Annotated in this window: 11 protein-coding genes; 2 read left to right on the top strand and 9 right to left on the bottom strand. The window is 54.4% G+C overall.

Annotation, left to right across the window (positions count from 1 at the left end):
- Positions 1-90: 90 nt before the first annotated feature.
- The 5 genes from L1X57_RS03850 to dksA form a co-directional block, all read right to left on the bottom strand.
- Complete coding sequence (locus L1X57_RS03850; protein ID WP_009723725.1) at positions 91-1476, bottom strand: sigma-54-dependent transcriptional regulator; 1386 nt, start codon at positions 1474-1476, stop codon at positions 91-93.
- Positions 1454-4399 carry an ATP-binding protein gene (locus tag L1X57_RS03845; protein ID WP_234667934.1) on the bottom strand — a complete coding sequence of 982 codons (2946 nt, stop codon included), beginning with the start codon at positions 4397-4399 and terminating at the stop codon, positions 1454-1456. Before L1X57_RS03845 ends, L1X57_RS03850 begins: the two co-directional genes overlap by 23 nt.
- Positions 4389-4565, bottom strand: coding sequence for a hypothetical protein (locus L1X57_RS03840; protein ID WP_009723722.1), 177 nt, complete (start codon positions 4563-4565; stop codon positions 4389-4391). Before L1X57_RS03840 ends, L1X57_RS03845 begins: the two co-directional genes overlap by 11 nt.
- Position 4566: 1 nt before the next feature.
- Complete coding sequence (gluQRS, locus tag L1X57_RS03835; RefSeq protein ID WP_009723721.1) at positions 4567-5466, bottom strand: tRNA glutamyl-Q(34) synthetase GluQRS; 900 nt, start codon at positions 5464-5466, stop codon at positions 4567-4569.
- 161 nt (positions 5467-5627) lie between these two features.
- Positions 5628-6065, bottom strand: coding sequence for an RNA polymerase-binding protein DksA (dksA, locus tag L1X57_RS03830; RefSeq protein WP_009723720.1), 438 nt, complete (start codon positions 6063-6065; stop codon positions 5628-5630).
- Between the two features lie 186 nt (positions 6066-6251).
- Between dksA and L1X57_RS03825 the strand changes: the two genes are divergently transcribed.
- Both L1X57_RS03825 and sfsA read left to right on the top strand, forming a co-directional pair.
- Positions 6252-7412 carry an aminotransferase class I/II-fold pyridoxal phosphate-dependent enzyme gene (locus L1X57_RS03825; protein ID WP_039869350.1) on the top strand — a complete coding sequence of 387 codons (1161 nt, stop codon included), beginning with the start codon at positions 6252-6254 and terminating at the stop codon, positions 7410-7412.
- A complete protein-coding gene (gene sfsA, locus L1X57_RS03820) occupies positions 7409-8137 on the top strand; it encodes a DNA/RNA nuclease SfsA (RefSeq protein WP_009723718.1) in 729 nt (242 codons plus the stop codon). Before L1X57_RS03825 ends, sfsA begins: the two co-directional genes overlap by 4 nt.
- Here the strand turns inward: sfsA and L1X57_RS03815 are convergent.
- From L1X57_RS03815 to L1X57_RS03800, 4 genes are all read right to left on the bottom strand, one after another.
- Positions 8134-8595 (bottom strand): DUF4426 domain-containing protein, encoded by a 462-nt coding sequence (locus L1X57_RS03815; protein ID WP_009723717.1) that lies wholly within the window; start codon positions 8593-8595, stop codon positions 8134-8136. The genes sfsA and L1X57_RS03815 overlap by 4 nt on opposite strands.
- Before the next feature lie 38 nt (positions 8596-8633).
- Positions 8634-9227: a methionine biosynthesis protein MetW gene (gene metW / locus L1X57_RS03810; protein WP_009723716.1), complete on the bottom strand. Its 594-nt coding sequence runs from the start codon at positions 9225-9227 to the stop codon at positions 8634-8636.
- On the bottom strand, positions 9227-10423 hold the full coding sequence (metX, locus tag L1X57_RS03805) for a homoserine O-succinyltransferase MetX (protein WP_009723715.1): 1197 nt from the start codon (positions 10421-10423) through the stop codon (positions 9227-9229). Before metX ends, metW begins: the two co-directional genes overlap by 1 nt.
- A 64-nt stretch (positions 10424-10487) precedes the next feature.
- A complete protein-coding gene (locus L1X57_RS03800) occupies positions 10488-11081 on the bottom strand; it encodes a YggT family protein (protein WP_009723714.1) in 594 nt (197 codons plus the stop codon).
- Positions 11082-11099 lie beyond the last annotated feature (18 nt).

Raw genomic sequence — 11099 nt, 5'->3', positions numbered from 1 at the left:
GGATTTAGAATATTTCTTATGCAAATCAATCTATTGGACGTTAGTCGTAGGGGCGGGGTGACGAGTGGCTTATTTAAGTCGTGCCACCGCCTAATTGGGGCGACGCGCGGTTTTTTTACGTGGAATTCCCAGACGCTGGCGTCGCTCCCATAAATTTTTACGGCTGATCCCCAGTTTTTGGGCTAACTCGGTTTCACTCATTTGATCCTGATGTTCCAGCACAAAATGCTGAAAATAGTCCTCAAGGGAAAGGTCGTCGTCGTCACCGCTTGGCGCTGACGATTCATTTGCTAATGCGGAGCCGTTACCTGCAGAAGAGTGAGGTCGGTTGGTAACAGGCCCAAGGCCTAGGTCATCTGGGTGAATCAAATGCCCTTCAGCGAGAATCACGCCTCTTTCCAGCGCATTCTCAAGCTCTCGTACGTTACCTGGCCAGGGATAGTCGCGCAGGTCCTGGCGGGAGGCTCGTGACAAACGAAGCCCTTGTCGGTCATGGCGCTTGCAGGCTTTATCTAACAGGATATCGGCTATCTTCAGTACGTCTTCTTCACGGTCGCGCAGCGGTGGCAGCTCAATCTGCATAACGTTGAGGCGATAGTAGAGATCTAGTCTAAACTCACCGCTTTTTGACAGTGCGCGTAAGTCTCTATGGGTGGCGGCGATCAGGCGCACGTCCACATGACGTGTTTCGACGGAACCAATTTTGCGGATTTCACCTTCCTGCAGCACACGTAACAGCCGTGCCTGGGCATCCAGTGGTAATTCACCAATTTCATCTAGAAACAGGGTGCCACCGTCGGCGGCTTCGACTAACCCCGTTCGGGCAGCGCTAGCGCCGGTAAATGCGCCTTTTTCATGGCCGAAAAGCTCTGACTCAATCAGCGTTTCCGGTATCGCCGCGCAGTTCACGCAAATCAATGATGCTTTTGCGCGCTTGCTTTGCTGATGAATGGCACGGGCGACGAGCTCTTTACCTGTGCCGGATTCTCCTTGAATCAGCACGGTAACGTCTGCCGGAGCTGTCTTGCGAATGCGCGTGTAAACCTGCTGCATAGCCGTACAATCGCCGATCATGGTTTGGCGGCCACCTCCTTCATCGGTGATATCTGGTGGTGTGCCTTGCTGCATCGACTGTTTGTGTAGGATGCGTTCGACGGTTTCTAAAAGCTCGGTATGATCAAATGGCTTAGCAACATAGTCCACTGCTCCTTGCTTAAGCGCGTCGACGGCTGAGCGCATGCTGGCATAGCTGGTCATGATCAGCACTGGCGCGGGTGCTGCGGCCTCAATTAGGGCGGTGCCAGGATCACCAGGGAGTCGCAGATCGCTAATCACTAGATCAAATTCGCTAGGGGTCAGCTCACGTGCTTCTTCTGCGCTGCCAGCTTCGCTGACGGTATAGCTGTGACGTTCGAGTAAACGTTTTAAAGCGCTGCGAATAATCGCTTCATCTTCAACAATCAGTATCCTGGGCATGAGGTAGGTGATCATCCTGTTGGTAAAGCGGTAGCCAAAGCGTAATGGCAGTGCCGCGAGGCTTTCCTGGAGGCGGTGACGCAACCTCTATTTTGCCTTGGTGCTCATTGATAATTTGGTAGGCCAGCGAGAGCCCAAGCCCGGTTCCCTGGCCCGCAGGCTTGGTCGTGGTGAATGGCTCAAAAAGGCGATGCTTCACGCTTGAATCAATGCCATGGCCATCATCGGTAACCCGCCACCAAGCATGGCTTGCCTGTTTGCCTGCTTCGATATGCACCGTGCCCTGAGCGTCGCAGGCATCTTTGGCATTGCTCAGTAAGTTGACCATGACCTGGGTTAATCGCTGAGCGTCGCCACGCACCACGATGTCATCTGGACACTCATTGGTAAAGCTTACATCCTCCCCCGAGCGAGCTAAATGGATCAAGTGCAGCGCGTCTTCGCTAATGGTGGAAAGCGAAGCGGGGGACGCTGGTAATGGCAGAGTCTGTCGGCCGCCGTGGGCAAACCCGACCAGCGAGTTAACAATCTTGGTGACTCGTTGGGTTAACTGTTGAATTTGGTCAGCCGTTTCCAGTAACGCTGGGTCATCGGTATCGTAGCGCAAGTTTTGTGCTAGTGACGAAATGCCTGTGATGGGGTTGCCGATTTCATGCGCCACGCCCGCCGCAAGCTGCCCAATGGATGCCAAACGAGCTGCGTGTACAAGCTCCTCTTCTAGCCACTTCATTTCAGTATGGTCTTCTACCAGGATTACGCTGCCGCCACGGCTGTCGTGCCCGCTCAACACTGCTTTATGAAGGGTGAGGAAGTAATCCTTACCATGTAGCGATACTGCTTGTTTATACAGCGGTGTTTGATTGGCATTGAGTACGCTACCCAGCAGATTGGGCCAGGGTGGGGGCAGGCTATCTCGGCGTGAGCCAATCACGCTATCGCCGCTAATCCCGGAGAGCACTGAAAGCGCCTGATTCCACATTAACAGCTCATCATCGTCGCCCAGCACGCACAAGCCGACGGGCAAGTAGGCCAGCGTTTGCCGGTGATGACGGCGCAAGCCATCCAGCTCCCGAGCCAGTCCAGTGAGCCGCGAACGATAGGCTTCAAGACGACTTTCGACAAAATGAATATCGTCAGTGACCGGCGCATCGTCGTGGCGATAAGGTAAGTAGCGATCAACAATATCTCGTGCGACGGAAGGCCCCATTAAACCAGATAAATTAGCCTGGATTCGGTCGCGCAGGCGGCGCAGTGCATAGGGGCGGCGCTCCTGGGGTGTTAGGTTTAGCGCCGTCAGTGCGCGGTCAACTTCACGGCTGGCAGCCTCATCACCCAACGCTTGGGCAAGGTAAGTAGGAAAGTCTCCAGCCGTGGCTGCTTCCAGTGGTAAGCGTTTTGAGCGAATGACTGCGTCTACAGAGCACGCTTCGGCCGCAGAGCGTTCACCTTCTGAGATGCGGGTAAATAACGACACAATGATCAGCAGTAAAATATTAACCGCTAAAGAAACAAGCGTAACGTTATACCAGATGGGCGCATCCGCAGACATCAGAGGGGTGAGGGGCAGCGAGAGCATGGGTAGCTCGAACAAAAGTGGCAACCATAAACCCCACAGCCAAATGATGATGCCGCCCATTAGCCCGGCGATCATGCCCTTGCGGTTCGCGCCAGGCCAGTACAACAACGCCAGCATGCCCGGCAGGCACTGCGCCATGCCTACAAATGCAGCTAGCCCCAGGTTTGTCAGCGAGTGGTAACGGCCAACGCTTTCAGCAAATAGCCATCCGCCCGCAATCACAGCGACGACTAAGCCGCGACGTAGCCATAGTAGCCAGCCGTATAAATCGCTACGCGCCTCCGGGGGGCGAGCCACTAGCACCACGTGGTTTAGCACCATGCCCGAAAGAGCTAGCGCAATCATCATCATAGTGCCGCTGGCGGCGGCAAGGCCGCCAATGAAGGCTAACGCGCCTACCCACCAATGTTCTGACATCAAGAAGGCGGCGTAGGCTGCAACCGGAACCGTCTCGTTTACTGATTGTGCAGCCCACCAGATCAAAGGCACTGGAAGCGCCATCAGCAGCAGAAACAGCGGTAATGTCCAACTGGCTTGAAGCAGGGTGTGGCGAGAAAGGCTTTCTGCAAACGTAATCTGAAATAGATGCGGCATCATGAAAGCGGCCGCAAAGAACAGCAGTAGTAGCGTGCGCCATTGGGGCGCTTCAAGTTGTGGCGTTGCGGCTTGAGCTGCGGCTCCTGGTCCTTCTAGCCACTGTTGTAATCCGTGAAGCCCATCAAACACCCACCACAGTGCAATAGCACCCAGCCCCAGCATCGCCAGCAGTTTGATGATCGATTCAAAAGCAATCACGCTAAGTAGTGTGTCGTGACGATGTCGGTGGCTGTGGCGCGCGCCAAACAACACCGCACAGCCTGCGATTACACCGCAGAACAGCAGGGTAGCCGCTGCGCTGTAGCGGCTGCCGGTGAGCAGGTATACCGCATCGCTTAAGGTTTGTACTTGGATACCCAGCAGTGGCATCACAGCTAATAGGCTGATCAATGTTACCAGGGTACCTGCCCATCGAGATCGATAGCGAAACGCAAATAGATCCGCGAGTGAAGATAGTTGATAAGTTCGGGTAATGCGTTGTATAGGCACGAGCAAAACGGGCGCCAACAGAAATGCCCCGGCTGCACCCAGGTAATACGCTAGGTAGCCAAAGCCTGCTTTCGCCGCAAGTTCAACACTGCCATAGATTGCCCACGCGCTGGCGTATACGCCCAGTGCCAGGGTGTACACGATAGGATGGCGCGTTATGCGCACGGGCACCCAGCCACGCTCAACGGCCATGCCGCAGGCAAACAGCAGGGCCAGATACCCTAAGCCCAGCAGCACTACCCCCAACAGCTCAACGCTCATCTAACTTCCTTTTTTGCTCAAGCCATAGCGTTAGCGCGATCAGGCCGCCCCAAATAGCAAATGGGCGATACCAGGCAACGCTTGGATCTCCCCAGCCGTCCATCAGTAACGGCGAAAGCAAATATCCGCCAAAGACCAAGAACAGCAGTATGCGATAAACGTACATATTAAGACTCTGGTTGATAGCGGCGGTGGGCGGTGGCGACAAGCTTTTCAACAGACCAATGTGCCATTGCCCAGTGTAGCTGCGTTTCTGGCGGCTCTTGAGCCAGTGTGTCAGGTGGCGCTTGATCGAGTAATTGCAGTGCTTGAAACAGCTGTTGGCGAATGTCGCCGGCATCTTTGGCTAATGCAGGGGCCAGGTTTTGCTTAGAAAGCTTTTGACCATCTTGAGTAACCACGAGTGGTAAATGCAGGTAACTGGGGATTGATAAGCCAAGCGCTTCCTGTAGCTGGCCTTGCCAAGGCGTGTTATCCAGCAGGTCATAACCGCGCACAATATCGGTAATGCCTTGGTCAGCATCATCCACTACGACGGCGAGCTGGTAGGCCCAAAGCTGATCTTTTCGTTTAAGCACAACATCACCCAAAACGTCAGGGTCGAACTGTTGGAAACCAAAAAGCCGATCTTGCCAAGTAATTGGGCGCTTTGCCAGGTCGCTGCGCAGCCGCCAGGCAACTGGCTTTGTGGCATCACGAACGCTGTCGCGGCACCAGCCAGGGTAGGTTGAGAACGCTTGCCACTGCTTTCTCGAACAGCTACATGGGTAAGCCAAGCCTTGGGCAGCCAGTTGATCAAGCGCCTGCTGATAAGCCTCATTACGGTGACGCTGCCAGCGGATTTCTTTATCCCAATGAAGCCCAAAGGCGTCAAGCTGACGCAGAATTGTATCAGCAGCGCCTTCAGGGCAGCGGGGTGGGTCGATATCTTCAATGCGCACCAGCCACTGCCCGCCAACAGCGCGGGCGTCTAAATAGCTGCCTAGGGCGGCCACTAGCGAGCCAAGATGAAGTGGCCCTGACGGTGTGGGAGCGAAACGTCCCCGGTAGTGCGTGGTATGGGTCATGACAGCCTGAATCGGTTGTTCAAATAGCGCCAGCGATTAACTACGATGATAAGTACAGCGATAAATACAAGATGACAAACAAAAACGGGCACCTCAAGGGTGCCCGTTGGACGCTTTAGCTTGTAACAAACTAGCAGCTTGTAGCGTATTAGCGCCGATGGTTAGCCACCGAGCTGTTTCTCTTTTAGCTCTGCCAGCGTTTTACAGTCAACGCACAGCGTCGCTGTGGGGCGGGCTTCAAGACGACGAATGCCGATTTCAACGCCACAGGCTTCACAAAAGCCGTAGTCGTCTTCATCGATTTTTTCGATGGTTTCGTTGATCTTTTTCAGCAACTTGCGCTCGCGGTCCCGAGTGCGCAGCTCCAGGCTGAAGCCCTCTTCTTGAGTAGCGCGGTCAGCGGGGTCGGCGTAGTTATTAGCGTCTTCCTGCAGGTGGCGTACGGTACGATCCACCTCTTCCATGAGATCTTGTTTCCAGTCTAGAAGGAGCTGGCGGAAGTGCGCGAGCTGCTTCTCGTTCATATACTCTTCGCCCGGTGCTGGCTCATACGGGGTGAAGGACTTGGACGCTTCCGGTTTCTTTTCCGCTACTGGCATGGGAGTGCCCCTTACGTATGTGACTGCTGATCGACCATGAGCGTGTGTCACGATCTCACGCCAAAGGGATGCTTGTTTAGCTGAAAATTGCGCGCGATGCAAGCATAATAGTGCATTTTCGACCATGGTCTTGCCCCTTCAACGACCTGTGTCATGATTTTTCTACCATTTAGTGAAGGTACCGTTATGGGCTGGAATTCACGTGTTAATCACGTTGCGCCTTTTCGCGTGATGCATTTATTGGAAATGGCCCAGGCTCGAGAGGCCGAAGGCCACGATGTAATTCATCTGGAGGTTGGCGAGCCTGATTTTGCGACGCCGGCACCGATTGTTGCGGCAGGCCAGCAAGCGTTAGCGACAGGAAAAACGCGCTATACACCCGCGGCAGGCCTAGCGTCGCTGCGGGAAGCAATTTCAGGACATTACGCCGAGCATTTTAATGCCACGGTGGACCCCGCGCGTATTCTGGTAACCCCTGGGGCCTCTGGGGCGCTGCTGCTGGCTAGCCAATTACTGGTCGAAACAGGCGACCGCGTTTTGATGGCCGATCCCAACTATCCGTGCAATCGTCACTTTATGGCCTTAGCTGGCGCAGATATTGATACCATTCCCGTGGGTCGCCAAAGCGGATGGCAGTTAACCGCGTCGTTGATTGAGCAGCACTGGAAGGCCAATACATGCTTAGCCATGCTGGCTTCCCCGTCTAATCCTACGGGGCATACGTTGAGCGCTGAGGCCCTAGCCGCGGTATTCAATACCGTATCTGCGAAAGGCGGCGAGGTGATTGTTGATGAGATTTACCAAGGCCTAAATTATGACGATGCGCCGCTATCGGCGACATCGCTTTCCGACCAAGCCTTTGTGGTTAACAGCTTCTCTAAATATTTCGGTATGACGGGTTGGCGCCTGGGCTGGTTGGTCGCACCTGAGCATGCTGTCGAGCCGCTTACCAGACTGGCACAAAACGTCTTTCTTGCTGCTCCGACGCCTTCCCAACACGCGGCGCTGGCCGCCTTCACTCCAGAGTGTCGAGACATTCTGGAAGCGCGCAGAGCAACGCTCAAGCAGCGACGTCAAGTGTTGTTGGATGGGTTAGCGCAGTTGGGACTTGCCCCGGATCTGCCACCCCAAGGGGCTTTTTATCTGTGGTTGGATATTTCCCATTACAGCCGAGATAGCCAGGCATTCTGTGAGCGGTTGCTGGTTGAGGAGAACGTGGCAATCACTCCGGGCATTGATTTTGCGGTGGAGGGAGGTGAGCACCATGTGCGTATCGCCTTTACTAACAGCGTTGAACGGTTACAAGAGGCCGTGGAGCGCATCGGTCGTTTCGTGAGCCGACTATGACGACCTATCCTGAGTTGGTGTCTGGAGTGCTGCTGCGTCGCTATAAACGCTTTTTGGCTGATGTGCGATTGGAAAGTGGTGAGGAAGTTGTTGCCCACTGTCCCAACACCGGTTCGATGAAAGCGGTGAATGTGCCCGGTTGCCGAGTGTGGCTGTCGCGGAGTGATAATCCCAAGCGCAAGCTGTCTTGGACCTGGGAGTGGATTGAGTTGCCGCAGCCAGATGGTTCCCAGGCATTGGCTTCTGTCCACACTGGCCGAGCCAACCGTATCGTGGAAGAGGCTATTTTGGCTGGTGATATCGCGCCATTGGCAGGCTATCAAACGCTCAAACGGGAAGTGAAAATCAGTGATGCAAGGCTCGATTTTTGGCTGAGTGATCCTGATAAGGGCGGAGTCTATGTTGAAGTTAAGCAGGTCACCCTTAAAGAAGCTGATGGTCATGGTTATTTTCCTGACTCAGTCAGCGTGAGGGGGACCAAGCATTTGCATGCATTAACCGCGCTTGTCGAGCAGGGTGAAAGGGCCGTTCTGCTATTTTGTGTGGCCCATGAAGGCATTCACGATGTAGCCCCAGCGGCTCATATCGACACGGCCTACGCCGCCGCATTAGTGAATGCGGTTAACGCAGGCGTTGAGGTACTGGCCTATGGTATTACGCTGGATTGGCATGCGGGAGCGCCGGTAGCGGTGCGATTAGCACGGACGCTACCGATGAGGAGTTAACGCTCGATATAAAAACGCTGAATAAAGCTGACCCGCTCTGGGCTGGCATTGCGGTCGTAGCGAACGTCCAAGTTAAAACGCGTGGGCTCGTCGTGGCGCAGGGCAAAGGTGGCTAAGTGATAAGTGGCATCACCATCGTGCACGGTACGAAAGCTTAGCGACTCTTGGACATCGGTCAGGCCTGTCACATGGCCTTGTACGCTGGCGTTAACGGCGCGGGTGCTGCCGTCTTCTTGGCGTTCGCGTACGCTCACATTGACCAGTCCGCGGCCTGCACTGCGCTGAATGCCGTGCGCTTGGGCAACTTCTGGGGTAAGAAAACTGGTGGCCACGGCACTGTAGTGGATCTCGTAGTCACCTATCCGTGTTAGCTGCTCAGCTGCCGCGTGGGCGGCGAGGAGCAGCGAGCAAAGCATTGTAGTAAACAGGGTAGTTCTGCGTAGCACTCGATAAACCATGGCAGGTCTCCTCTTATGGGTCGTCAAGCTAGAGTAAATTAGCGACGGCGCACTCTAAAAATAGCAATTTCACCGAATAGGTTGGGCCACCATTTTGATGTCCAGTGCCCTTTGTGATCGCCAACCCCTACCGCGCGATCAACAATCACCAACCCTTTTTCACGGCACAGATGCTCGAAGTCGTTAAAGGTAGAAAGGTGGATGTTGGGTGTGTCATACCAGGCATGGGGTAGAGATTTAGAGACCGGCATATAGCCGCGTAGACCGAGATGAACTCGGTGTCGCCAATAAGCAAAATTAGGAAAGGTGATAATGCCTTCCTCGGCGACGCGTAGCATTTCATCGAGCATTTTATCCGGGCGACGTAGCGCCTGAAGCGCCTGGGTCATTATGACTTGATCATAGCTGTTGTCGCAGAAACTACTGAGGCCATCATCTAGGTTATGCTCAATAACGTTCACGCCCCTGGCGACACACTGGGTAATACCGTCGGGGTCGATTTCTAAACCGTAGCCGGTAACATTTTTTTCCTGTGCTAAACGCTCAAGCAGAGCGCCATCGCCGCAGGCTAAATCCAGCACGTGAGCCCCTCGGGGCACCCAGTCGTAAATCAGTTCAAGATCCGCGCGCATTACAGGCTTTCCTCTCTGGCTGTTTCTTCGATATTCAGCTCTCTGGCTATGCGAGTCATAAATGCGCTGAACAGAGCGTGGTAACGCGGTTCGGGCAGTAAGAAAGCATCATGCCCGTGAGGAGAGTCGATATTGGCATAGCTAACGGATTTGCCTGCGCGGGTGAGCGCGTCGACGAGTTCTCGAGAACGAGAGGGCGGGAAGCGCCAGTCAGTGGTAAAGCTAACGATCAGAAAAGGGCACTGTGCCGGTGCTAGTGCGCTGGCTAGGTCGCCTGTTTGAGTGGCGGCGGGGTCGAAGTAGTCAAGCGCCTTGGTCATTAACAAATAGGTGTTGGCGTCGAAGGCGGTAGAGAACGTATCGCCTTGATAACGCAGATAAGACTCAACCTGGAACTCGACATCAAACCCAAAGTTCAGGTCGTTGCTGCGTAAGTCGCGGCCAAATTTACTGCCCATGGCATCTTCGGAGAGATAGGTGATGTGGCCCACCATACGTGCCAGTTTCAAACCGCGTTTCGGAACCGTGTCGTGCTCTGCATACCAACCGTCGAAGAACTCAGGGTCAGAGCGAATCGCCTGACGAGCCACTTCGTTAAAGGCAATATTCTGGGCGGAAAGCCGTGGCGTAGCGGCAATCACTACCGCATTGGCGACACGCTCAGGATAGGTCATTGTCCACTGAAGCACCTGCATACCACCCAGGCTACCGCCCACTGCAGCGGCCCAACGTTCAATGCCCAGTTGGTCGGCTAGACGTGCTTGGCTGGCTACCCAGTCACTGACGGTAACCATAGGGAAATCAGGCCCCCACTGGCGGCCGGTTTCAGGGTTGTGGCTAACAGGGCCTGTACTGCCATGGCAGCCGCCCAGATTATTTAGCGATACCACAAAAAAGTGGTTGGTATCGATAGATTTTCCGGGGCCAATATGGGCATCCCACCAGCCAGGTTTGCGGTCTTCGTTACCGTGGTAGCCCGCCGCATGATGGTGTCCCGATAACGCATGGCAGATCAACACAGCGTTATTACGCTCAGCGTTTAGCGTGCCGTAGGTTTCGTAGATAAGCTCGTACTCAGGCAGCACCTTGCCACAAGCAAGCGGGAGCGGCGTATCAAATTTCGCTACATGGGGGGTGACGAGGCCAACGGAGTCCGCCGGCCGGTCAACGAAAGCGAGAGTGTCTGAATCAGGCATCGAAAGCGCTAGTCCTGCAAAAAATAAATCCTGCTAAAAAGAGGCCCTGGGGAATGTTACGCGGTTACAGCCCAACCAGTGCGCCAGAGATACCCGCAGCGCGGATCAAAGCCCCCACCACTAAGCCATCCACCAAATTAATCGCAATAAACACCACGATGGGTGATAAATCGATCATGCCGAGTGGCGGAATGACTTTCCGAACAGGGGCCATAATAGGCTCGACTAACTGCATTACCAGCAAAGCACCTGGGTGGCTAGCATTCGGTGCTACCCAGCTCAGAATAATCATCACAATCATGGCAAAGAAGTAAATCTTTAATATGGCGTTGGCCAGTGCCGCAATGCCAGCAATCAACAGTCCTGGAATGGGCGGCATGCCAACGCCAATCACCATGAAAATGGCCACCATGCTAACCACTTTCAGCACAAAACCCGCGGCTAACGTGGCAAGGTCAAAGCGCCCAGCCACGGGACCCAAGAAGCCCTGAAATAACCCTACGACAGGCTGGGTGATTTTAACCACTGATTGGCTAAGCGGGTTGTAATAATCTGCCCGCGATGCCTGCAGCAAAAAGCGCAGCATCAGTAAGAATAAATAAATATTGATTAACGAGTTAACGAGCATTAACCCGGCACTGCCCACTTGACTACCCATTGCTGCCTCTCCGTTGCA

Source organism: Halomonas sp. TD01, assembly GCF_923868895.1.
Taxonomy (GTDB): Bacteria; Pseudomonadota; Gammaproteobacteria; order Pseudomonadales; family Halomonadaceae; genus Vreelandella.
The sequence above is the reverse complement of the archived record's forward strand: the minus strand, read 5'-3'. Positions and strand labels throughout refer to the sequence as shown.